Origin of the sequence: Luteibacter anthropi, assembly GCF_011759365.1 — a bacterium.
In the GTDB taxonomy this organism is placed as follows: Bacteria; Pseudomonadota; Gammaproteobacteria; order Xanthomonadales; family Rhodanobacteraceae; genus Luteibacter; species Luteibacter anthropi.
In genome coordinates, this window is record NZ_JAARLZ010000008.1 from 164902 (window position 1) to 187682 (window position 22781).

The following is a 22781-nucleotide window of genomic DNA, read 5'->3' on the forward strand; positions in this document are numbered from 1 at the left end:
CGCCCCCTTCATCGTGGCGATGAGACACACGAGGCGCAGACGATCACGGCCATCGGCAAGCGATGGCCCCCGACCGCGGGACGACATCATGGAAACGCCAGTGCACTACAGGGGATACGACATCCTCTGCAGCGAAAGCGGTTACACGCTTTTACTTCAGGACGTGGAAGTGGAGTCGGTGGCGGTACGTGACGCCAGCGGCAAGGTCAGGAACTGCACCGAGCTTGCCGACATCCTTGCGCTGGCCCGCCGTGCCGTGGACAACCGCCTGAAAACCTGTGGCTCAGGCGGATGCCAGCCGGGCGAGGGCGGATGGGCTCGGCGGTGAGAGGTGGCCAAGCGGGGCGGCGGGAATGAAGCGCCAGTCGCCCAGCCGGCGGGGAAGACGATGGGCAGGGCCAGCTTCCCGCAGGCCGTGGACGGCATCTTCGGGGGTATCGTAACGGCCTACTTCGCGGTCGCCGAGCAGGGCGCGCCAGCGACGACCGTGTCGCACGATACGGAACAGGACTTCAGCGGCGGTGTAGACATATTGCGCGAGCACGGAACGACTCCTTCGTAGCCTGCGTATTCTGGCGGCTCTTCCGTGACCACTTTGTTATCTCCTGGCTACGTCCAGGTGTCGGTGTTCAGCTCGCCGTGGCAGTGGGCGAGCCCTGCCGCCGGGCGCACCGCTTGTCGGAAGAATCTGACCGCGCGTCGGCGGATACGTGGAGACGCCACTTCGTTCAGTTATGGTGGCGATAAAAATTGGGGTTGGGGGAATTCCGGGTGAATCGCATCCCGTCGCACCGCTTGCAGCGGGGCGTATCGCTTATCGAAGTGCTGGTCGCCGTGCTGATCTTCACGATTGGCCTGGTCGGCCTGGGCGGGTTGCTGATTACAGCGACCCGGGCCAATACCACGGCCTACATACGCACCCAGGTCACCTTCCTGGCCAGCAACATGGCCGATCGCATGCGGGCTAATCCTGTCGGGCTGTGGAACGCGAACTACGATAGCAACAGCTATCCGATTTCGGGCAAGACCGTGCCCACCTGTGATGCGACCACCGGCTGTACGCCGGCCAACGTCGCGCTTCGCGATCAGTTGCTGTGGAGCCAGCAATTGACGGCAGCCCTGCCTGCGGTGGGTACCACATCCATCAAATGCGTGAAGGCGGCCAATGATCCGACGGCCCAGTACGCCATGCGCCCTCCTTACAGCGGCACCTGCACCATGTCCATCACATGGGCGGAACGCGGTTTCGCCGGCGGGGATGACCGTGTCGATTCGGGCAACCTGCAGTCCTTTACCTGGGTTTTCGAGCCATGAGCGCCATGCGTCGTTTCTTCATCAAGCGTCAGCGGGGCGTGACCCTGATCGAGCTGATGGTTGCCATGGTCCTGGGCCTTATCGTGGCCGGGGGCATCGTCACCCTGTTTCTTTCGACATCGTCCAGCAACCGGGCCCAGAACCAGATGGCGCGCCTTCAGGAAGAAGGGCGCTTCGCGATCAATCGCATCAGTGCCGACCTCAAGATGGCCGGTGCGCAGTACTGCAGCAGCACGGGTGGTATCGCAAACGTAGCAGCTGCCAGTGGTGTTGCGCTCGACTCCCTGCGTAGTCCCCGAGTGCTTGCGATGAACCTCTCGCTGCCACAGAACACCACGCCCTGGGGGAATCCCTATCCAGCCGCTCCCACGGCTCCCTACTATTTGCCATCGTTCCTGTATATGCGTGGTTTCGATTGCACGCTGACAAAGTGTACGCCCCTCAGCCCCCCACCTGCGACGGCAGGCGTTCCTGCCATGGGCACCACGGTGGGTGCGCGCGTGGCGGGAGCGGCGGTGTTGCAGCTTCGCTACGTGGATTCGTCCAGAGGATGGGCGCTGGGCGGCAGCAGTGTCATCGTGCCCAAGAACGACGGCACGATCGACCACATCACCCTCGTGCCCAACACGGCTATCGGTGAGCCTCCTGCATCGACGATCAAGGACGGCGAGCTCATGTTGCTCGCGGACTGCTCAACAGCACAGATATTCCAGACGACAGGCAGCACCAATCTGGTGCCTGGCGACAGCACGGTGAACTTCGCTCAGCCTCGCGCCTTGCAGCCACAGTCGGCTCCGAGGTTGTTCCGGCTCAGTACGGATTTCCGGACAGTGACCTACTTTCTTCAGGTGGTCAGTGACGATGGTACGGCAACAGGAATCAAGACCGGAGCGCTGATGCGCTGCGACAGCGGCACGTCTGCGACGTGCCAGGAACTGGTGCGTGGCATCGAGCGACTGGATTTCACCTATGGCGTCGAGGACCAGGGGGGTCTGCTGCATTACCTTTCCGCGACTGACGTCGATTCCCGCGCAGGCGGAACGATCCCGTGCCCCGCGGGTGCGCCGGGGGCTACCTCGACGGACGTCGGATGTCTCTGGCGTGCGCTCAAGACAGTGGAAGTCAATTTGCTCATGGACGGCCAGACACCCTTGTACACGCTGCAGGGGCCGGATATTGCCTATGCGTATTCGCCCGAAGGCAACACGACGCCCGTTGCCCCCGATGCCCGCGGAAGCAAGGGTATTTCCCCCGCAGACCAGGGCTTTGCCCTGCCCATGATCCGCCGCCAGTTCAATACGGTGGTGATGATGCGCAACTACAACCCATAAGTGATGTCATGCGCCCACGCCTATATCCCCTCGGGTCATATTCGAATCGGCAACGCGGTGTCGTACTGGTCACGGCGTTGATCTTCCTGCTGCTCATCACGATCCTGGCCATCAGTGCATCAGGAACCTCGTTGCTTCAGCAGAAACTGGCAGGAGGGTTGCGTAATTCGCAGCTGGCCGAATGGAGTGCCGAGTCGGCCCTTCGCGGCGCCGAGTGGCGTCTGTGGCAGGCCAGCCTGGACCCCTCCACGCGTATGGTCTGCGGTACCAGTTCGCTTGCGACTTGCTATCCCTACACTACGCCCCTGAATGCCAAGGTGCAGACCTTCCGTTCGTCGACAGGATGGGTGACGGATGGTGCCACCACCTTTCAGTCGGTGAATTTCCAGACAGCATCCTCTGACGGTACGTTCGGCTTGAAGAACAATCCCGTGTACATGATCGAGGACCTGGGCCTGGAGCTTCCGCAGAATGCGGGCATCCAGCACGAATCAGGTGCTACCGGGGCCCTTGGTGCGGGTTATACGAGTACCAATCGTCACGTCTACCGGATTACCGCGCGTGGCATGGGCAATAACGAAAATGCCATCCGTGTTCTGGAAACGACCTTCGCGGCGAAGGCCAACTGACCCCATGAAATCCTTCTTTCGACGTTCCGCCTACGGCGCCTGTCTCATTACCCTGGCGGCGGCCTGCATGCTTGGTGGGTCTACGGAGTACCTGCGGGCTCAAACAGCGACGGTGTACAACACAACCGATCTTGGCACTGCGCCGCCGGACCTCACGGTGTCGGTGTCGCCGAATATTGCGGTAACGTTCGACGACTCCGGGTCGATGGGCTCGACGGGATTACCCGATACGCTGGACGGTCAGCAGAGCAAGCGATTTTATTATTCGTCGACGACCAACTTCGTCTATTACAACCCGGCCATCACATATACCCCCCCGCTGAACGCGGCTGGCACGGCGCGTTTTCCCGATGCATCGTATACGGGGGCATGGCTGGACGGCATCTGCGCCAATGCACCAGGTGCATCGGGTAACAATTGCTCCAAAACTGTCAATCTCTCCAACAGGTTCACCAGCAAGTTCGCAACGAATACCACGACCGGTTACCAGGCCTCCCGGGGTGGCGCCATCGATATCCCGTCGGCAAACCTGAATAACAGCAACGATACGGGTGGTTTCTACTGGACCTGTCCTACGCAGGGCAGCGAAAGCGGCTGTGCCGTGACCTTTCTAAAGGACCTTGCTCCCGCCGACCGGCAGAACTTCGCCAACTGGTATTCCTATTACCGCACTAGAAATCTCATGACCCGCTCTGCAATCGCCAATGTATTTGGCGGCCTGGGGACTGGGATCCGGGTGGTCTACCAGAACCTCAATGACCAGAACTACCAGCTGGTCGGTGGCCAGACGACCTTCGATGCATTCACGGGCCAGGCACGCACGGACTTCTTCACCTGGTTGTACCAGGTATCCGCAAGCGGTGGCACGCCTACGCGCGTGGCCATCCAGGCGGCTGGCGAACTGTTCCGCTCCGGGGCCGGCGTCACCGATAATACAAACCCTTACTGGGAACCGCTCAAGAAAGATACCCTGGGCACGGGGCAGGAGCTTACCTGCCGGCTCAACTACAGCCTGCTCGTCACCGATGGCTACTGGAATGGTGACGACCCGGGTATTCAGAATCCCACTACGCGTACGGCGGTGACCTTGCCCGACGGCATGGCCTACTCGGGCAGCAATACGGACAAGGATTCGGTCATCTACTCCAACGTGCCGGATGGTTTCTATCAGTCCAGGAACGGCACCGTCTACTATTCTTCGTTGTCGGACCTTGCGTTCTATTACTGGGCGACCAATCTTCGACCCGATTTCCAGAAGGCCGGTGGCAAGCCGAAGCTGGATGTGCCGCCGTCATTCGTCGACTACACCGATTCCAACGGCAATGCGGTGAACTGGGATGGTACGGGTGCGCCTCCTCGATCCCTTTATTACAACCCGAAGAATGATCCCGCCACCTGGCCGCATGTCATCCAGTTCATGATTACGCTGGGTATCAATGGGTCGCTCAATTATCCTGGTGATTACGCTGCATTGCGCAAAGGGACCAAGTCGTGGCCCATGCCCACAGGAACGGGCAACGGCGACCTCACCGACATCGACGATACCTGGCATGCAGCGATCAATAGCCGCGGCCAGTACTTCAGTGCAGGCGATCCCGCGCAGTTGTCCAGCGCCCTCAATCTGGTCCTGGCGCGCATCATCGCGCGCAGCGCCTCGACGGTGGCCGGTGCACTGAGCAGCTCGGTGTTGACGGGCAATGGCGTTACATACCAGACAGGCTTCGATAGTTCGAACTGGACGGGCTCGCTTGTCGCCAACATAGTCGGGTCGGACGGTACGATCGGCAAGCAGTTATGGAGCGCGGGAGATATTCTGACCGCCCAGGCCAAGGCAGGTGATTCGCGAGTCATCCTTACGAGCACGGCTCCGGGCGCGGGTAAAGGCGCCGCATTTCGGTGGACCAACATTTCTACCGCGTTGACCGCGGCCGATCCGACCTTTACGGCCACCAATGGTCCGAACACTATCGCCTACCTTCGTGGTGATCCGAGCATGGAGGGGACGACCTTCCGGCGTCGCACGTCGACGCTTGGCGCCATTATCAACTCGCAGTCGGTGTATGTGGCCTATCCCGCCAGCGGCTACTCGGATTCGTTTCCGGCATCGGCACCGGAATCACAGGTGGATCCGACAAGCAAATTGCTTCTCTACAGCTATGAGAAGTTCGTCAACGACCATGCCAAGCGTGCGCCGACCATCTACGTCGGTGCGAACGATGGCATGCTGCATGCCTTCGATGCCACCACGTCCAGCACATTGCCGGATTCAGTGGATGTTACGCCCGCCCCCGGTAAAGAGCGCTGGGCTTATGTTCCTTATAGTGTTTACAACAAGCTCCAGTCGCTGACCCCGACGTCGAATTTCACGTTCACTCCGACGGTCGACTCCACGCCGGTGGTGAGGGACGTTTTCTTCAGCGCCGGTACGCAGGGCTGGCATTCGATTCTTGTCGGAGGGCTGCGGCTTGGCGGTCGGGGTATTTATGCCCTGGACATCACGGATGCGTCAGCCAGCGAGTCCAGTCCCGGGACCAAGGTATTGTGGGAATTCACCAGCAATAGCAAGGACGCCAGTGGGAACGTAGTGGGGGCCAATCTTGGCTATACCTACGGTAAGCCGAACATCGGACGCCTGGCCAATGGCAAATGGGTCGTTCTGGTGCCTTCGGGTTATTTCCCAAGCTCGACCTCGGATACGTACAAGAGCGATGGCAGTTCGGCCGCTGCCGCGCGTACGCAGAGTTCGTTGTTCATCCTGGATGCTCAGACGGGCGCCGTCATCAAGGAGCTGGTTACGCCGACGTCGGTATCCGGGGTGGGCAACGTGACCAGTTTCGGCCTCACGTCGCCTGTGCTCGGCGATTACAACAACGATCAGATTGACGATGTTGCATTTGCAGGTGACCTGCAGGGCAACCTCTGGCGTTTCGATCTCTCCAGTACAGATCCGTCGAAATGGAGCGTTTCGCTTGCCTTCTATTCGGCAAGCCAGGGTACGCGTCCGATTACTGTGATGCCGAGGCTCTTCGCCGATCCGGCATCCTCGTACTTCATGGTAGTGTTCGGGACGGGCAAGTACCTGGGTGGTTCGGATAACACGACGTCCGCCACGCAGTATGTCTATGGCATCCGTGACGGTGGTCCGGGCAATACCAAGCCCGTGATAGAAGGCACGACGCTGATGGTGCAGCAATTGCTCACGGAGGTGGGCTCGGTCCGTGGCCTGACGACAAACCCCGTGCCGGCGGCAGACTCGAAGGGCAATCCCTATGGCGGCTGGTATATCCAGCTTTCCACGGGTCCATCGACGGCCCCCACCAATCTCGGCGAGCGTGTAGTCGTTGATGCCACGGCCTTGTTTGATAGCGGTCGTGCGATCATCACCACATTGCTGCCGGGTAGCACCGATCCGTGTTCGCCTGTGCGAAAGGGCGCGATCCTTGTGATCGACGCGGGCACGGGTGGTGCAGCCAGCGGAGTCAATGTCGGCACGGCCAATCTTGGGGCGGGCTTCACCCAGGCAGGCATCCGGGTCAGCAATGTTCCGCTGACAGGTTCGCTACCGGCCGCCACCGCGATCGGTGGCGGCAAGATATCCTTGCCAGGGCTCGTCATCACCAATAGCGATGGCTCGACAAGTTCCTTTGGCATTGGCGACGCCGTATGGCGCCGCCGTTCATGGCGGGAATTGAACAATGCCTATTGATCGGAGAAACCGCGAGATGGCACACCCTGGAAAACGCGTTCCGGGCTTCACGCTGATCGAACTGATGATCGTCGTTGCCGTCATCGCGGTACTGACCATGATCGCTTATCCCGCCTACACGCGTTACACCTACCGCGCCCGGCGTGCCGATGCACAGGAAATCCTTCTACGAACTGCCACGGCCCAGGAGCGTTACTTCGCCACGTACAACAAGTATGCAGCGAGCATGACCACCGACCTGAAGTTCGCCACCGCGAACAGCAATAACGGTTATTACACCGTCAGCATTGCGGCGATGACGGGCGGATCGTTGTCGACGAGCTATGTGTTGACTGCCGCACCGGTGTCAACGGGTAGTCAGAAAAACGATGCCTGCGGGAGCCTGAGCCTGGACTCGACAGGTGCCAAGTCGCAGACGGGAACCACTTCGAACGGGCGATGCTGGTGATGAAGCCGCAGCGGACCCGTGGTTTTTCCATTCTGGAACTGATGATCACGGTGGCCGTGATCGCGGTATTGCTGGCCATCGCCGCCCCGGTCTGGCGAAATGCCATGCGCAAGAGCTATCTGAGCAGCGTTGTCAACGGCATCGTAGGCGACATGCAGTATGCACGTGCCGAGGCGGCGAACCGCCACCAGTTCGTTTCGATATGCCGTAGCACCAATGGCAGTACATGCGACACCAGCGCGGTGAATTACGATGCCGGATACATCGTTTACGCCTACAACGCGGCAGCGAATGGCGGTAACCAGGCCTACAGTGCATCCACGGGTACCTTGCTGAGGGTCGTGGCTGCCCAGACGAACGTGTCGGTACAGGCGACCGACGGCAATTTCATCACTTTCGGCCAGACAGGCCTGCCCTTGCCGAACGGCACGCGGACAACGCTGAACATGGTGGCCTGCGCCAGGACCCAGGCAGGTAGTACCGGTGTGGGAGTCAACACCAATGCCACCCCCGGCGCCCGGATTACACTGGGCCTGTCCGGGTCGGTTGCCAGCACAAAGCTGGCATCCACGGCGGCGTGCACGGCAAGCTGAGCAGGTGTTGACCCTCCCACATGATCTCCATATAATGGCGCGCTCGATGGGCGGTTAGCTCAGCGGTAGAGCACTGCCTTCACACGGCAGGTGTCACAAGTTCGATCCTTGTACCGCCCACCATCGAATCCCGAAAACCCGGCCCCGAGCCGGGTTTTCTTTTGCCCGTGATCCTAAGCCACCAGCCAGCTCCCGACGCTTACAATGCGCCGGTTACGACATCCGGACACCGCCATGCATGAAGCCCTTGCCGACCTCCATCTCCTGACCCTCACGCCGTGGAAGATCATCGGCTGGGTGGGCACGCTGCTGTTCACGGCACGCTGGTTCGTCCAGTTCTACGCCACGAAGAGGAACAAGCGGGTCACGGTGCCGATGTCCTTCTGGTACCTGTCGGTCAGCGGCAGCGTGCTGACCCTTGCCTACTTCATCTGGGGCAAGAATGATTCGGTGGGCATCATCCAGACGGCGTTTCCGATGCTGGTTTCGTTCTATAACGTGTTCGCGCATTTGAAGAATCGCGATGCGAAGGAAGTCGTCAAGCCAGGTGGGCCTGAGGACAACTGAGCCTTTGGGGGTTCTTGCTTCGTAGGGTGGGCTCGCCTTACAGCCTCGCCCTCGGCGCCTCATGGCGACCTTGTAGGAGCGCGCCTCGCGCGCGACCGTTCATGGCGCAATCCGTCATCGTTGCGATTCAACCGGTCGCGCGCAAGCACGCTCCTACAACGGCGGTGGTGTCGCGAGGTTGATCGCCGGTACGACCGGCTTCTGCCCCTTCGGTATCTACCTGCCAGGCAGGGCCGCATGCGCCCTGTCTTCAGTCGGGATCGTAATCCAGGTATGGCGCGAGCCAGCGTTCGGCTTCCACGCGATCCCAGCCCTTGCGCTTTGCATAGTCGTCGACCTGTTCCCGGGTGACACGACCCACTACGAAGTACTGGCTGTCCGGATGCGAGAAGTACCAGCCTGACACGGCGGCGGTGGGGTACATGGCGAAGCTGTCGGTCAGTTCCACCGTGGTGTGTGACGTGGCGTCAAGCAGGTCGAAAAGGGTGCGCTTTTCGGTGTGATCGGGGCAGGCCGGGTAACCGGGCGCAGGGCGGATGCCGCGATAGGTTTCGGCGATCAACGCGTCGTTGTCCAGGCATTCTTCGGGCTCGTAGCCCCAGAATTCCTTGCGTACGCGCTCGTGCAGGCGTTCGGCGAAGGCTTCGGCGAGGCGGTCGGCCAGTGCCTTGAGCAGGATCGACGAATAGTCGTCGTGGTCTGCTTCGAAACGGGCCAGATGCTCTTCGATGCCGATGCCGGCGGTGACGGCGAAGCCGCCGATCCAATCCTGTCTGACGCTATCTTTCGGTGAAACGAAGTCCGACAGGCAGAAGTCCGGGCGCTCCACGGGCTTGTCCACCTGCTGACGCAGATGGTGCAGCGTCACGAGTGGTTTGCGCTGGCCGGGCTCGGCATAGACCTCGATATCGTCACCTGTTTGCGCTGCCGGCCAGAAGCCGATGACGCCCTTGGCCGTCAGCCATTTTTCAGCGATGAGCCGATCCATCATGGCCTGGGCGTCGCGATACAGCTCGCTTGCCTGGGTGCCGACGACATCGTCGGTGAGAATGTCGGGAAACCTGCCAGCCAGCTCCCATGCATTGAAGAACGGTGACCAGTCGATATAGCGGCGTAATTCGGCGAGGTCGTAATCGTCGAAGACCGTGATCCCCGGTTTTCGTGGGGTGGGCGGTATGTACGACGACCAGTCATCGCGATAACGCTGGTCCCGCGCCTTGGATAGCGTCACCAGTTGCTTGCCGGTGCCGCGATTCTTGTGGCGCTCGCGCACTTCGGCGTACTCGGCGCGGACCTTGGCCATGAAGTCGTCGATGAGGTCCTTGCTGACCAGCGACTGCGCCACGCCTACCGCGCGCGAGGCATCCTTCACCCATACGGTGGGTGCCTTGTAATGGGGCTCGATGCGCAGCGCCGTGTGCGCGCGCGAGGTGGTGGCGCCACCGATCATCAAGGGAAGATGGAAGTCCTGGCGCTGCATTTCGCGGGCGACCTGGCTCATTTCTTCCAGCGACGGCGTGATGAGACCGGAGAGTCCGATGATGTCGGCCTTTTCCGCTCGCGCCGTGTCGAGGATCTTCTGCGTGGGCACCATCACGCCGAGGTCGATCACCTCGAAGTTGTTGCACTGGAGCACGACGCCGACGATGTTCTTGCCAATGTCGTGCACGTCACCCTTGACGGTGGCCAGTACGATGCGGCCGTTGTTCTTGCCCGCGTCCCCCGTTCGCTTCTTTTCTTCCTCGATGAAGGGAATCAGGTGGGCCACGGCCTTTTTCATTACGCGTGCCGACTTCACCACCTGCGGCAGGAACATCTTGCCCGCACCGAAGAGATCGCCGACGACATTCATGCCCGCCATCAGGGGGCCTTCGATGACGTCGAGGGGGCGTCTGGCCTGCTGTCGTGCTTCTTCGGTGTCTTCGACCACGAACTGGTCGATACCGTGGACAAGTGCGTGGCTCAGGCGTTCCACCACGGGCTTGTCGCGCCAGGCGGCGGATTCGACCGTGACGCCACCCTTGCCGCCCTTGTACTTGTCGGCGATGTCGAGCAATCGCTCGGTTGCATCGGGTCGACGGTTGAGTACGACGTCCTCGACGCGCTCGCGAAGTTCCTCGGGAAGATCGTCGTAGATCGAAAGAGCACCGGCATTGACGATGCCCATGTCCATGCCGGCGGCAATGGCGTGGTAGAGGAAAACCGAATGGATCGCCTCGCGCACGGGGTTGTTGCCGCGGAACGAGAAGGAAACATTGGAAACACCGCCCGAGATGTGCGAGGCGGGAAAGCGTTTTTTCAGCTCGCGCGTGGCTTCGATGAAGTCTACGGCGTAGTTGTTGTGCTCCTCGATACCGGTCGCGACGGCGAAGATGTTGGGATCGAAGATGATGTCTTCAGGCGGGAACCCGAGTTCATCGACCAGCAGTTCATAGGCGCGTGAGCAGATCTCGACCTTGCGCTCCCTGGTATCGGCCTGACCAACCTCGTCGAAGGCCATGACCACCACGGCAGCGCCGTACTGGCGTACCTTGCGGGCGTGTTCGAGAAACAGCGCTTCGCCTTCCTTCATGGAAATGGAATTGACGATGCCCTTGCCCTGCATGCAGCGTAGGCCGGCCTCGATGACACTCCATTTCGACGAATCCACCATGATCGGCACGCGGGCGATATCCGGCTCGGACGAGATCAGGTTCACGAAGCGCGTCATCGCAGCCTCGGAGTCGATCAAGCCTTCGTCCATGTTGATATCGATGATCTGCGCGCCGTTCTCCACCTGCTGGCGGGCGACCTCCACCGCTTCCTCGTAGCGTCCTTCCTTGACGAGCTTGCGGAACTGGGCCGAGCCGGTGACGTTGGTACGTTCGCCAACGTTGATGAAGTTCAGGTCCGGGGTGAGGACCAGGGGCTCAAGGCCGGAAAGACGGGTATAGCGGATGCTCATGCGGCTTGGTCGGTGGCCTGGCGGATGCGCGGCGGGTAGGGCGCCACCGCAGCAGCGATGGCCGCGATATGGGCGGGCGTGGTGCCACAACAGCCGCCCACGATGTTGAGCAGGCCGTTGGCGGCGAAATCGCGGATGGTGGCAGCCATGCTTTCGGGCGATTCGTCGTATTCGCCGAAAGCATTAGGCAGACCGGCGTTCGGATGCGTGCTGACCGCCGCATTCGCGATACGGGCCAGCATTTGCACGTGCGGGCGCAGGTCTTCGGCGCCCAGTGCACAGTTGAGGCCTACCGACAACGGGCGGATGTGCTCGACTGAATAGAAGAACGCCTCGGCGGTCTGGCCCGATAGCGTGCGGCCGGATCGATCGGTGATGGTGCCCGAGATCATCACGGGTACGCGTGCGCCGAGTTCGTCGAACAGCTCGGACAGGGCAAACAGGGCCGCCTTGGCGTTGAGCGTGTCGAAGATGGTCTCGACCATGATCGTGTCCGCGCCGCCTTCGATGAGCGCGCGTGCCGATTCGATGTAGTTGGCCTTCAGCTGCTCGAAATCGATATTGCGGAAACCGGGATCGTTCACGTCGGGGGAGATGGACGCCGTGCGGCTGGTCGGCCCCAGCACGCCGATAACGAAACGCGGGCGGTCCGGTGTTTTCGCCGTCATGGCGTCGCAGGCAGCGCGAGCGATACGGGCGCCTTCGCGATTGAGTTCAGGCACCACGTGTTCGAGGTGGTAATCGGCCTGGCTGACGCGCGTGGCGTTGAACGTATTGGTTTCGATGAAATCCGCACCGGCTTCGAGGTAGGCCTCATGCACGCCGCGGATGATCCCGGGCTGCGTAAGCAGCAACAGGTCGTTGTTGCCCTTGAGATCGCATTCACCGGGATGATCGTGTTCGTGCAGGCTGTCATGGCCGTGCGCGAAGCGTTCGCCGCGATAACCATCTTCATCTAGGCGATGACCTTGCAGCATGGTGCCCATGCCACCGTCGAGAATCATGATGCGTTCGGAAAGGCCTTTCTCGATGAGGGCCACGCGATCGGGATGGAGCCAGGGCAGGGTATTCACGGCGATACTCCGGTTCAGGACTTGCGCGCGAGGAGGCTGATCACCTCGAAGTGCGGCGCGCGGCGTTCCCGGCTGAGGCGATTGCAGCTGACCACGTCCAGGCCGGCGTTACTCGCCAGGGCGGACAGACTCCTGGGGCTGAAGCCGAGGTTGCGGTGGTCGAACGGTTCCACGACGGCGCGGTGATCGTGTTCGCCAAGCGTTACGGCGAGTACGCGGCCACCGGGCTTGAGCACGCCCGCCACCTGACGAAACACCTCGTCCGGATGTTCCGAGTAGGTGAGCGCATGCATCAGCAGCACCAGATCGAAGCGCTTCTTGCCCAGGTCGAGCGCATGCATGTCGCCGAGGCGCACCTCGACATTGGGAAAATCCGCCAGACGCTGGCGTGCGGCATCAACCACGCGGTCGGAGCTGTCGATGCAGAGGATGGAGTGGGCATGGGGCGCCAGGAGTTCAGCGGTGACGCCGTCGCCTGAGGCGATGTCCAGCACGTCGCCGGTTTCCAGCAGCTGGAGCAGCGCGCGGCCCAGGGTTTCCCAGGTGCGGCCAGGGGAATAATGGCGCTCCATGTCGCCCGCCACGGTATCCGCCCAGCCTTCGGTGCGCGCGCGCTGGGCAAGCACGGCCGGCAGGCGCTCGGCATCTTCACGCAGCAGGGCATCGCTCAGGGTGTCGCGCAGCGAGGCCACCAGGGCGGCCAGGGTAGGATCCGCCTCGCCGTTGGCCCGATAATATGCAGACACGCCGGCGCGGCGGTCGCGCACGAGGTCGGCTTCCTTGAGCTTGGCCAGGTGGGTGGACACCCGGGGTTGGGCCAGATGCAGCACGGCGGCCAGTTCCGCCACGGTGAGTTCCTCGCGATCCAGCAGGGCCAGCAGGCGCACGCGGGTGGGGTCGGCCAACAGGCGCAGCACTGTAGATGCCGTTGACAGATCCATCCTTCATCCTTTTATCGCGATACAGAGATGCATAAGGATGAGGCCGGGCCCTCCCAGCGTCAAGGCCGCATGCTGCGCTGCGGCGCGGCAAGCCCTCGAACGACCGTTAGAATGACGGGCTTGCCTCCACCCCAAAAGACTTTGCCGTCCCAAAGGCGGCGCTAGGAGTACCCATGGATTTCCGTTTTACCGACGACCAGCTGTCGATCCAGTCCATCGCCCGTGACTTCGCCCAGAAGCGCATCGTCCCCGTGGCCGCCGAACTGGATGCAAAGGGTGAGTTCCCGCTTGAGAACATCCGGGAAATGGGCCAGCTGGGCCTGATGGGTATCGAGGTGCCGGAAGAGTACGGCGGCGCGGGCATGGACCCGGTGGCCTACGTACTCGCCATGGTCGAGATCGCCGCAGCCGACGCCGCCACGTCCACCATCATGTCGGTGAACAATTCGCTGTTCTGCAACGGCATCCTGAAGAACGGCAACGAAGAGCAAAAGCAGAAGTACGTGCGCGCCATCTCGTCGGGCGAGGCCATCGGCGCCTACGCGCTGACCGAGCCGCAGTCGGGTTCCGATGCATCGAACATGCATACCCGCGCGGTGAAGAACACCGATGGCGACTGGGTCATCAACGGCAAGAAGAGCTGGATCACCTCCGGCCCCGTCGCCCGCTACATCGTGCTGTTCGCGGTGACCACGCCGGGTATCGGCGCCAAGGGCGTGTCGGCCTTCATCATCGACACGCAGCGTCCCGGCTTCCTGGCCGGCAAGACTGAGCCGAAGCTGGGCATCCGCGCCTCGGCCACCTGTGAAATCGAATTCCACGACTACGTCTGCCCGAAGGAAGACCTCCTGGGCGACGAGGGCAAGGGCTTCTCCATTGCCATGGGCGTGCTCGATGCCGGCCGCATTGGTATCGCTTCGCAGGCGGTGGGTATCGCACGTGCCGCGTATGAGGCCACGCTCCAGTGGTCGCGTGACCGCAAGGCTTTCGGCTCGCCGATCGGCACGTTCCAGATGACCCAGGCGAAGATCGCCGACATGAAGTGCAAGCTCGACGCGGCCCTGTTGCTGACGCTGCGCGCCGCGTGGACGAAGGGTCAGGTCGAGAAGACCGGTGGTCGATTCGGCACCGAGGCTTCGATGGCCAAGCTCGTGGCCTCGGAAGCCGCGATGTGGATCACCCATCAGGCCGTGCAGATCCACGGTGGCATGGGGTATTCGAAGGAGATGCCGCTGGAGCGCTATTTCCGCGATGCCAAGATCACCGAGATCTACGAAGGCACCAGCGAGATCCAGCGCCTGGTGATCGCGCGTGCGGAGACGGGGCTGCGTTAAGCGCCACTGATTCGACGATGTGCCAGAGCCCCGGTTCCAGACCGGGGCTTTTTTGTGTCACCCGTCCCCTGTAGGAGCGCGCCTTGCGCGCGACCGGGTGGTCGCGATAGCCGGTCGCGCGCAAGGCGCGCTCCTACAGGGGCAAATCGAGGGGTGAGGTGTGGTGGGCTGCGCCCGCTCGGGCCTCAGGGCGTGACCGCCCTGGCCATTTCCGCACCCATGCTGCGGAACAGGCCCAGGGGATCTGTGCCTACTGCGTGCAGGTTGTTGTGGTTGCGACCGGGAAGGATGCGCACGTCGGCGACGCCAGGCAGCGCGGCCAGGCGACGCACGCCGGCGTCCAGGTAATAGTTGTCTTCTGCACCCACGATGACATGGAGCTTTCCGGCCAGGCGCGCATCCGGATGTGTCCGCAGGCGCTCCACGATGTCGTAGCGGCGCCAGGCATCGGCGACATCGCTGTCGACCTTGCCGCTGCGTCGGTCGAACAACGGCATCGGGCGGCTGTCGTCGCCGCGCGGCGAGAAGGTCCATTCGAAGCTGCCCAGCTGCCCGCCGGTGTCGCCGAGTACGCGCTCGATCAGGGCGACATCTTTGAGGCGCGCGACAACCTTGTTGTTCTTGCCTCGCGCGGCCGCTGTTGGTGTGCCATCGGACTGGCGATAGGCATTGGCATCGTGGGCGTAGATATCGACGTTGAGCCAGCTGTGGAAATCGATGGGATCGGGTCCGGTGGACCACGCTCCACCGAAGAAATCCGGATGGTTCACCTGCAACCAAAGCGAGGACCAACCCCCGGACGAATGTCCCGTGAGAAGGCGTGCCCGCGGTGCGCGGTCGACGGCGTAGTGGGATTCGATCCACGGCACCAGTTCAGTGATGAAGGCGGTTTCCCAGGGGCCGTCGTTGACCGAGTCGACGAACTGGTGCGTGCCGCCGTGTACCGAATAATCGGGGAACACCCAGACCATGGGGGGCAGGTCGCCGCGATTCATCAGCAGGTCGATCAGCGTAACGTCGAAGGTGAGGCGGGTGATGTCACCGCTATAGGTGGATAGCGAGTAGACCGTTGGAAAGTGCTTATGTCCGTCGTAGCCGGGGGGTAGAAGTACCCATCCCTTCTGCGTTACGGGACGCCCGGCAAAAGTGCTGGCCGCTGCACTGGTGAATGAGAAGGCGCGGGCCTGGGCGCGTGCATGCGGTACGGCGTCGAGAATGAAGGGCTGGGTGCGTGGATCGAAGGTCCATGGCACCGACGCGGGTACGGTGCGATCAAGCTTCACGGTGATGGCCGGAGCATCCTTGCCCAGATGAACGCGAGTGACCGGTCCTGTGAGATCGCCGCCGCCGCGGCCGTAGTGGCCGTAATCGCGGCGCGTGTCCAGCAGTGCCTGTACCCAGTAATCGCCGGCCGGCATGCCTGAAAACGGGCTCGGCCACGCCGTGTCGTCTGCGTCCACGCGAACGGTTTCGTCCTGGGCCAGATCGTCGATGTCGCGTGCGGCAATCGCCACGTGATCCGGTGGAGAGAACGATTCGATATCGATCGCGTCAGGCGTGGCCTTGGTGGACGGGTCCACTCGCTGGGCGAACACGATCAACCGCCCTGAAACGGGTTTTGGTGTCGAGGCGGACAGGCGTACCTGGATATCGGTTGCCGCGACAGGCGCGGCAACCAGGGCAACGAGTGCTAGCAGGTGGCGCATCGGCGGCATGGTGGTGTTCCCCGTGACTCGCGTCTGATGACACCCCCTTGAAAGCGCGAGGGCATGTGCCATCGGTCAGGGAAGCGGCCTGAATGCATCGACGCCGCCGCTGCGAATGCCGGCCTTTTCAGCGTTCAGGCTTGGAAGGCATGTGCGTGTTCATGTACTCGCGCAGCACATGATTGATGCGGGTCTGGTAGCGCTGGCCGCTGCTGCGGAAAAAGTCGAGCACGTCCTTGTCGATGCGCAGGGTGACCTGTTGCTTGTTCTGCAGCTGGGCGAAGCCGCCGGGCCGCCACTGGCCGTCGTCGACCTGGGGCGGGATGTCGCTGAAATTGATGGTGCGCCCTTTCAGGGCATCGAGCTCGGCGATCTGTTCCGCGCCAAGGGGCTCCGGACGATCAGGGTCGAGCGTGTATCGAACGATGTTTCCAGTAAGGGATGGCTTCATGGCGGGTGGCTTCGCGAGCTGAGATCAGTCGGACGGCATCGTGGCGCAAGGTGTACACGACGACGAGGAGATAACCCTGGACGAGCCCGAGGGTGACGAATCGATCCTCGGTGTGGTCGCCTTTGTCGTGACGATCGAGGGCATGGGCATCGAGGAAGACGGCAAGGGCAGAGCGGAAGGACACGCCATGTTTCGCCTTGTTGGCGAGGGCCTTCGTTTCGTCCCATTCAAAGTGAATGGCCATCAGTGGATGGCGATCCAAATGTAACTACATTTGTAGCTACGTTGCAAGCTGAAAAATGCTGGCACGTCGGTTCCCGGCGAATGGACAGGCCGGAAATCGTGGCTCACGGGCAGCGTGTCGTCGGCCGGGGACGGGGCCTGCGCCAGGTAGGTGCGGCCCAAAAAAGAAGCCCGGCTTTCGCCGGGCTTCTTCGTGTTGCTTACGGTCGGTCGGTGCCCCGTCGGGGGTCCGAATCGAACGCGGTCAGGTCACCGACGTTGGGAGCGTGGGGACCGACGTTCACCGGGCCGGGAGCGTTGCCGCCGCCGTGCGGATCGTGGTCGTCATCGCCACCGTGGTGCGGCATCTTGTGCGACACCTCGTCGAGCTTGTCGCCCAGCAAGCGGCGGACCACCACGTAGAACACGGGGATCAGCAGCAGGCCGAGGAAGGTCGCGAAGATCATGCCGCCGATCACGCCCGTACCGATGGCGTGGCGGGAGTTGGCGCCGGCACCGGTGGAGATCGCGAGCGGAAGCACGCCCAGGATGAAGGCCAGCGAGGTCATCAGGATGGGGCGCAGACGGAGGCGGGCAGCGTGGATCACGCCCTCGCGCAGGGTCTTGCCCGACTGCTGCTGTTCCACCGCGAATTCCACGATCAGGATCGCGTTCTTCGCTGCCAGACCGATGACGGTGATGAGGCCGATCTTGAAGTAGATGTCGTTCGGCAGGCCGCGCAGCATCGAGAACACGACGGTACCCAGCATGCCCAGCGGCACCACCAGCAGCACGGCCACCGGAATCGACCAGCTTTCGTACAGGGCGGCAAGGCAGAGGAACACGATCACGATCGAGAGGACCATGAGCATGGTGGCCGAGTTGCCCGACAGGATTTCCTGGTAGGACTGACCGGTCCAGTCATAGCCGAAGCCCTTCGGCAGCTTGTCGTTGACGATGCCCTCGACGATGTTCATCGCCTGGCCGGTGGAATAACCCGGCGCGTTGTTGCCCACGATTTCCACGGCCGAATAGCCGTTGTAGCGCGTGAGGCTGGGCGACGCCATCTCCCACTTCGAACTGACCACCGACGACAGCGGAACCATGTTGCTGTCCGTGGACGTCGACGAGCTGGCCACCGAACCACCCGTGGCGGCCGACGAAGCCGTACCCGTGGCGGGCAGGCCGCTCGGGGTGAAGATGTGCTGGAAGGCGTCGGTGCCCATGCGGTAGGGCGCGTCGGCCTGCAGCATCACGCGCTTCACGCGTCCGCCGTAGGAGAAGTCGTTGATGTACACCGGAGCCAGGGTGAGCTGGATCGCCGTGTAGATATCGCTGACGGAAAGGCCCATGGTCTGTGCCTGGGTACGGTCCACATGCAGCTGCAGCAGCGGTGCGTCTTCCAGCGTGTTCGGACGGATGCCGACCAGCGCGTGGTTCTGCGATGCGGCGCCGAGCAGCATGTTGCGGGCCTGGGTGAGCTCCGCGCGCGACTGGCCGGCACGGGCCTGCAGGTACATGTCGATACCGCCGAACTGCGACAGACCGCGGATCGTGGGCAGGTTCACCACGAAGATCGTGGCGTTGCGCACGGCCTGCATCTTGCCGTTGGCCTGCATGATGAACTTCTCGGCCGTGAGGTCACGGTCGCCCCAGTCCTTCAGGCGGATGAAGGTCATGCCGACGTTTTCGCCGCTACCCACGAAGCTGAAGCCCGAGATCTGGAAGATGCCGTCCACGGCAGCGTCCTTCAGCAGGATCTGGCGCATGTCGCCCATCACCTTCTCGGTGCGCGCGATGCTCGAACCCGGGGGCAGCTGCACGATCGCCAGCGCGTAGCCCTGGTCTTCGTCAGGCACGAAGCTGGTGGGCAGGCGGGTGAACAGGAAGCCGCAGAGCACCGCGATCAGCACGAACACGATCATCCAGCGCGGGGCGTGACGGATCGCGCCACCGATGTGACCCGAGTAGGTGTGGGTCACGCGGTCGAAGATGTCGTTGAACTTGCGGTAGACGATGTTCTTCGGCTTGTCGTGCTCGTTCTTCAGGATGGTGGCGCACAGCGCCGGGGTGAAGGAAAGCGCGAGGAAGGCCGAGAAGCCCATCGACACGGCGATGGTCAGCGCGAACTGCTTGTAGATGATGCCCGAGGCGCCCGGCTGCAGGGCCGAGGGCACGAACACGGCCGCCAGCACCACGGTGATTGCCACGACGGCGCCGGTGATCTGGCCCATCGCCTTGCGGGTGGCTTCCTTCGGAGAGAGGTGCTCCTCCGTCATGATGCGCTCGACGTTCTCGATCACGACGATCGCGTCATCCACCACGATACCGATGGCGAGCACCATGCCGAACAGGGTCAGCTGGTTGATGGTGAAGCCCAGCGGCGACAGACCGAGGAAGGTGCCGAGCAGGGCGACCGGGATGACCAGGGTCGGAATGATCGTGGCGCGGAAGTTCTGCAGGAACAGCAGCATCACGAGGAACACGAGGATGATCGCCTCGACGAGGGTGTGCACCACTTCCTCGATCGAGATCACCACGAACTTGGTCGTGTCGTACGGAGCGAACCAGGTCACGCCGTCCGGGAAGCTCTTGGCGAGCTCGTCCATCTTGGCGCGCACGGCGTTGGCCACGTCCAGCGCATTCGCGCCGGGCAGCAGCTGCACACCGAACGAACCGGTGGACTGGCCGTTCCACGATGCGTTGAAGCCGTAGGTCTGCGGACCCAGCTCGACGCGGGCGACGTCCTTCAGGAGCACCACGGTACCGTCGTTGTTCGCACGGATGATGATGTTGCTGAACTCTTCCGGCGTGGTGAAGCGGCCTTCGGCGGACACGGTGGCACTGAAGCCCTGGCCGTCCACGGCCGGGTCGGTACCGATGGAGCCCGCGGCGAACTGCACGTTTTGCGTGCTGAGCGCGTTGCGCAGGTCGCTGGCCGAGAGGCCGTAGCCACGCAGCTTGTCCGGGTTGAGCCACACACGCATACCGTACTCGGCACCGAGCTGGCGGGTGCTGCCGACGCCCGGGATACGGGCCACCTGGTCGAGCACCTGCGAAGACACGATGTCGGTGAGGCGGTTGCCGTCGATGGCCGGGTTGGACGAGGTCAGCGCCACGAACATCAGGAAGTCGGGGTTGGACTTGGCCACCACGACGCCCTGCTGGGTCACTTCCTGGGGCAGGCGGGGCGTCGCGAGCGACACCTTGTTCTGCACCTGGACCTGGGCGATGTCAGGGTCGGTACCGGTTTCGAAGGTCAGCGTCACGGTGGCCGTACCGGCCGAACTGGACTGCGAGCTGAAGTAGAGCAGGTGGTCGATACCGGTCAGCTGCTGCTCGATGACCTGCGTCACGGTTTTTTCGGTCGTATCCGCGCTCGCGCCCGGGTACGTGGCGGTAACCACGACCTGCGGAGGCGCGATGTTCGGATACGACTCGATACCCATGTTGAGCAGGGCGATCGTGCCGCACAGGCTGATCAGGATCGCAACCACCCACGCGAAGATGGGGCGGTCGATGAAGAAACTCGGCATGACGAAACTCCCTTACTGCTTGCCGGCAGGAGCGCCCGGAGCACCCGCCTGGCCCGGCGCACCGTCCGCCGGAGCGGCCTGCGCGGGCGACGGTTTGACCGGCGCGTTTTCCCTGGCCTTCGGCAGGCCCTGGACGATGATCTGGTCGCCCGGCTTCAGACCGCCGGTGACCACCCAGTTGGAACCGCTCAGGCGATCGGCCTGGATCGGTCGACGGACAGCCGCGGAGGGGACGGTTTTCTCTTCGCCCGTCTGCGGGTCCTTCGACTTGCCTTCGCCGACCACCAGCACATAGGCCGAGTTGGCGTCACGCAGCACGGCGTCCTGCGGCACGAGGAACACGTTGTGCAGGCTGCCGAGGTTGGCCTTCACCGTCACGAACTGGCCCGGGAGCAGGCGCAGGTCAGGGTTGGCGAGCTGCGCACGCAGGTTCACCGTGCCGGTCTGCGGGCTGACCGTGGCCGACGAGAAGTCGAGCACGCCCTGTTCGGCGTAGTCGGAACCGTCCGGCAGCTGGATGCGCACCGAGGACTTGTCGGTGGGCGACAGCGTGGCGTTGCCGGCCGCGGCGGCGCGGCGCATGGTGTCGAGGTCGGCCACGGACACGCTGAAGTTCACGTAGAGCTTGTCGATCTGGTCGACCTGGGTGAGCAGGGTGGTCTCGTTCTGGCCCACGAGGGCGCCTTCGGTGACCTGCTGCTGACCGGCACGACCGTCGATGGGCGAGACCACGTCGGTGAAGCCGAGGTTGATGCGGGCCGCCTGCACGGAGGCCTCGCTCTGCTTCACGGAGGCATTGGCCGTGCGCTCGTTCGCTTCGGCGGTGTCGAGATCCTGCTGCGACACGAAGTGCTTGCCGATCAGGCCGCGGGCGCGGTCTGCCTGGGCCTTGGCGTTGAGCGCCGTGGCCTTGTTGGAGGCAAGCAGGGCCACCTGCTGGTCGAGTTCGGCCTGCAGCGGCTGCGGGTCGATCTTGAAGAGCTTCTGGCCTGCCTTGACGTCGGTGCCTTCGTCATAGAGGCGATGCAGCAGGATGCCGGGCACGCGGGCGCGTACGTCGGCCGTACGCAGGGAGGACAGGCGACCGACCTGGTCCTGGACCAGCGGAACGTCCTGCGGCTGTGCGGTGACGACACCGACCTCCGGCGGAGGCGGCATCTGTGGGGCTTCCTGCTTGTGGCAGGCGGCAAGGGCAGCAATCAGGCCGGCGGCCAGCAGGGAGGTGCGCAGGGGCAGGGGTTTCATGAGAACTCCGTTCCGTTTCCAGGTTTCTTGTTCGTTCGCGCCGCGGCATCCGGGTGGATGTCGTAAGCGTGCATAAATACTGTTACCGCGTGCCGTGCCCATTCGTCCTGGGCTCTCTGACCCCTGGCGCGCATCCCGAACAGGCGCCGGTCACCTTCCAGCCCGTGAAGCATGGACAGGAAGAGCTCGGCGGCCACGTCCGGGTTTTCCCGGCGCATCCTGCCCTGGTCCATCGCCTCGGCCATGCAACGTGCCAACCGGGCCGCGATGAGGTCGATCGCGGTACGGAAAAAGGTTTTCGCCGCGGCGGGAAACCGTGGCGCTTCCGCGATCAGCATCCGGCCGAGCGCAACGTTGTCGTGGTCCATCACGTGGGTATGGTGTGCCTGGGCCAGGGCTTGCAGCGTATCCGAGAGGTTGCGGCCCTCGGGCGCCAGGCTGGCATGGAGAGGCAAGACGAGTTGTTCAACGGCGGCGTGGAACAGGGTGTCCTTGTTTTCGTAATAGGCGTACACGGTCTGTTTGGACACGCCTGCCTCGCGTGCCACGGACCCCATGCTTACGCGGTAACCGTCGCGCAGGAACAACGTACATGCGGCCTGGAGAACCCGCTTCTGGCGATCCGGGGCGGGGCGCTCATCCAGGTTCGTCATTTCGCATACCTGCTGGACTATACCGTCCAGTTTAGAATCTCCCTCCGTCCAGCGTCAACGGGCCTTTCGTGCGGCTGAACACGATTTG

19 protein-coding genes and 1 tRNA gene are annotated in these 22781 nt (G+C 62.8%); 10 read left to right on the plus strand and 10 right to left on the minus strand.

The genetic code is table 11. The annotated features are described in order from the left end of the window. The first annotated feature begins 88 nt into the window (after window positions 1-88). Window positions 89-328 (plus strand): hypothetical protein, encoded by a 240-nt coding sequence (locus tag HBF25_RS15410; protein WP_166949932.1) that lies wholly within the window; start codon window positions 89-91, stop codon window positions 326-328. Here HBF25_RS15410 and HBF25_RS15415 read toward each other — a convergent pair. Next, on the minus strand, window positions 284-544 hold the full coding sequence (locus HBF25_RS15415) for a hypothetical protein (protein ID WP_166949933.1): 261 nt from the start codon (window positions 542-544) through the stop codon (window positions 284-286). The genes HBF25_RS15410 and HBF25_RS15415 overlap by 45 nt on opposite strands. 227 nt (window positions 545-771) lie before the next feature. On the opposite strand from HBF25_RS15415, the gene pilV reads away from it, so the two are divergent. The 8 genes from pilV (at window position 772) to HBF25_RS15455 (ending at window position 8588) form a co-directional block, all read left to right on the plus strand. Then, window positions 772-1314, plus strand: coding sequence for a type IV pilus modification protein PilV (pilV, locus tag HBF25_RS15420; RefSeq protein ID WP_166949935.1), 543 nt, complete (start codon window positions 772-774; stop codon window positions 1312-1314). A gap of 5 nt (window positions 1315-1319) precedes the next feature. Next, window positions 1320-2645 carry a PilW family protein gene (locus tag HBF25_RS15425; protein WP_166949937.1) on the plus strand — a complete coding sequence of 442 codons (1326 nt, stop codon included), beginning with the start codon at window positions 1320-1322 and terminating at the stop codon, window positions 2643-2645. 8 nt (window positions 2646-2653) lie between these two features. Beyond that, complete coding sequence (locus HBF25_RS15430) at window positions 2654-3274, plus strand: pilus assembly PilX family protein (protein ID WP_166949938.1); 621 nt, start codon at window positions 2654-2656, stop codon at window positions 3272-3274. Window positions 3275-3278: 4 nt separating this feature from the next. Continuing rightward, window positions 3279-6980, plus strand: a complete 3702-nt coding sequence (locus HBF25_RS15435; RefSeq protein ID WP_166949940.1) for a pilus assembly protein — start codon at window positions 3279-3281, stop codon at window positions 6978-6980. A gap of 16 nt (window positions 6981-6996) precedes the next feature. Further along, window positions 6997-7428, plus strand: coding sequence for a type IV pilin protein (locus HBF25_RS22455; protein WP_166949941.1), 432 nt, complete (start codon window positions 6997-6999; stop codon window positions 7426-7428). Then, window positions 7428-8021 (plus strand): GspH/FimT family pseudopilin, encoded by a 594-nt coding sequence (locus HBF25_RS15445; protein WP_166949943.1) that lies wholly within the window; start codon window positions 7428-7430, stop codon window positions 8019-8021. The genes HBF25_RS22455 and HBF25_RS15445 overlap by 1 nt, the downstream gene beginning before the upstream one ends. A 48-nt stretch (window positions 8022-8069) precedes the next feature. Continuing rightward, window positions 8070-8144, plus strand: a tRNA-Val gene (locus HBF25_RS15450). Window positions 8145-8255: 111 nt separating this feature from the next. Next, window positions 8256-8588 carry a lipid-A-disaccharide synthase N-terminal domain-containing protein gene (locus HBF25_RS15455; protein WP_166949944.1) on the plus strand — a complete coding sequence of 111 codons (333 nt, stop codon included), beginning with the start codon at window positions 8256-8258 and terminating at the stop codon, window positions 8586-8588. 250 nt (window positions 8589-8838) lie between these two features. On the opposite strand, the gene metH is transcribed toward HBF25_RS15455, so the two are convergent. The 3 genes from metH to HBF25_RS15470 are packed head-to-tail and all read right to left on the minus strand — an operon-like array spanning window position 8839 to window position 13546. Further along, window positions 8839-11532, minus strand: coding sequence for a methionine synthase (metH, locus tag HBF25_RS15460; protein WP_166949946.1), 2694 nt, complete (start codon window positions 11530-11532; stop codon window positions 8839-8841). Further along, window positions 11529-12605, minus strand: a complete 1077-nt coding sequence (locus HBF25_RS15465) for a homocysteine S-methyltransferase family protein (RefSeq protein ID WP_166949947.1) — start codon at window positions 12603-12605, stop codon at window positions 11529-11531. The genes metH and HBF25_RS15465 overlap by 4 nt, the downstream gene beginning before the upstream one ends. A 14-nt stretch (window positions 12606-12619) precedes the next feature. Beyond that, window positions 12620-13546 carry an ArsR/SmtB family transcription factor gene (locus HBF25_RS15470; RefSeq protein ID WP_166949949.1) on the minus strand — a complete coding sequence of 309 codons (927 nt, stop codon included), beginning with the start codon at window positions 13544-13546 and terminating at the stop codon, window positions 12620-12622. Between the two features lie 173 nt (window positions 13547-13719). Between HBF25_RS15470 and HBF25_RS15475 the strand changes: the two genes are divergently transcribed. After that, on the plus strand, window positions 13720-14880 hold the full coding sequence (locus HBF25_RS15475; protein WP_166949950.1) for an acyl-CoA dehydrogenase family protein: 1161 nt from the start codon (window positions 13720-13722) through the stop codon (window positions 14878-14880). 185 nt (window positions 14881-15065) lie between these two features. On the opposite strand, the gene HBF25_RS15480 is transcribed toward HBF25_RS15475, so the two are convergent. The 6 genes from HBF25_RS15480 to HBF25_RS15505 all read right to left on the minus strand — a co-directional run bounded on the left by HBF25_RS15480 (window position 15066) and on the right by HBF25_RS15505 (window position 22693). Next, window positions 15066-16595: an alpha/beta hydrolase gene (locus tag HBF25_RS15480; protein WP_166949951.1), complete on the minus strand. Its 1530-nt coding sequence runs from the start codon at window positions 16593-16595 to the stop codon at window positions 15066-15068. Between the two features lie 118 nt (window positions 16596-16713). After that, window positions 16714-17037: a BrnA antitoxin family protein gene (locus HBF25_RS15485; RefSeq protein WP_166949953.1), complete on the minus strand. Its 324-nt coding sequence runs from the start codon at window positions 17035-17037 to the stop codon at window positions 16714-16716. Then, window positions 16988-17281 carry a BrnT family toxin gene (locus HBF25_RS22585; protein ID WP_166949954.1) on the minus strand — a complete coding sequence of 98 codons (294 nt, stop codon included), beginning with the start codon at window positions 17279-17281 and terminating at the stop codon, window positions 16988-16990. Before HBF25_RS22585 ends, HBF25_RS15485 begins: the two co-directional genes overlap by 50 nt. Before the next feature lie 199 nt (window positions 17282-17480). After that, window positions 17481-20795 carry an efflux RND transporter permease subunit gene (locus tag HBF25_RS15495; protein WP_166949956.1) on the minus strand — a complete coding sequence of 1105 codons (3315 nt, stop codon included), beginning with the start codon at window positions 20793-20795 and terminating at the stop codon, window positions 17481-17483. A gap of 12 nt (window positions 20796-20807) precedes the next feature. After that, complete coding sequence (locus tag HBF25_RS15500) at window positions 20808-22040, minus strand: efflux RND transporter periplasmic adaptor subunit (RefSeq protein WP_166949957.1); 1233 nt, start codon at window positions 22038-22040, stop codon at window positions 20808-20810. Then, window positions 22037-22693 (minus strand): TetR/AcrR family transcriptional regulator, encoded by a 657-nt coding sequence (locus HBF25_RS15505; RefSeq protein WP_166949959.1) that lies wholly within the window; start codon window positions 22691-22693, stop codon window positions 22037-22039. The genes HBF25_RS15500 and HBF25_RS15505 overlap by 4 nt, the downstream gene beginning before the upstream one ends. Between the last annotated feature and the right edge of the window lie 88 nt (window positions 22694-22781).

Bases quoted from the DNA above. Each gene is read 5' to 3' on its own strand.
- HBF25_RS15410 (WP_166949932.1), top strand. From the start codon at position 89: ATGGAAACGCCAGTGCACTACAGGGGATACGACATCCTCTGCAGCGAA.
- HBF25_RS15425 (WP_166949937.1), top strand. From the start codon at position 1,320: ATGCGTCGTTTCTTCATCAAGCGTCAGCGGGGCGTGACCCTGATCGAG.
- HBF25_RS15430 (WP_166949938.1), top strand. From the start codon at position 2,654: ATGCGCCCACGCCTATATCCCCTCGGGTCATATTCGAATCGGCAACGC.
- HBF25_RS15435 (WP_166949940.1), top strand. From the start codon at position 3,279: ATGAAATCCTTCTTTCGACGTTCCGCCTACGGCGCCTGTCTCATTACC.
- HBF25_RS22455 (WP_166949941.1), top strand. From the start codon at position 6,997: ATGGCACACCCTGGAAAACGCGTTCCGGGCTTCACGCTGATCGAACTG.
- HBF25_RS15445 (WP_166949943.1), top strand. From the start codon at position 7,428: ATGAAGCCGCAGCGGACCCGTGGTTTTTCCATTCTGGAACTGATGATC.
- HBF25_RS15455 (WP_166949944.1), top strand. From the start codon at position 8,256: ATGCATGAAGCCCTTGCCGACCTCCATCTCCTGACCCTCACGCCGTGG.
- metH (WP_166949946.1), bottom strand. From the start codon at position 11,532: ATGAGCATCCGCTATACCCGTCTTTCCGGCCTTGAGCCCCTGGTCCTC.
- HBF25_RS15470 (WP_166949949.1), bottom strand. From the start codon at position 13,546: ATGGATCTGTCAACGGCATCTACAGTGCTGCGCCTGTTGGCCGACCCC.
- HBF25_RS15475 (WP_166949950.1), top strand. From the start codon at position 13,720: ATGGATTTCCGTTTTACCGACGACCAGCTGTCGATCCAGTCCATCGCC.
- HBF25_RS15480 (WP_166949951.1), bottom strand. From the start codon at position 16,595: ATGCCGCCGATGCGCCACCTGCTAGCACTCGTTGCCCTGGTTGCCGCG.
- HBF25_RS15485 (WP_166949953.1), bottom strand. From the start codon at position 17,037: ATGAAGCCATCCCTTACTGGAAACATCGTTCGATACACGCTCGACCCT.
- HBF25_RS22585 (WP_166949954.1), bottom strand. From the start codon at position 17,281: ATGGCCATTCACTTTGAATGGGACGAAACGAAGGCCCTCGCCAACAAG.
- HBF25_RS15495 (WP_166949956.1), bottom strand. From the start codon at position 20,795: ATGCCGAGTTTCTTCATCGACCGCCCCATCTTCGCGTGGGTGGTTGCG.
- HBF25_RS15500 (WP_166949957.1), bottom strand. From the start codon at position 22,040: ATGAAACCCCTGCCCCTGCGCACCTCCCTGCTGGCCGCCGGCCTGATT.
- HBF25_RS15505 (WP_166949959.1), bottom strand. From the start codon at position 22,693: ATGACGAACCTGGATGAGCGCCCCGCCCCGGATCGCCAGAAGCGGGTT.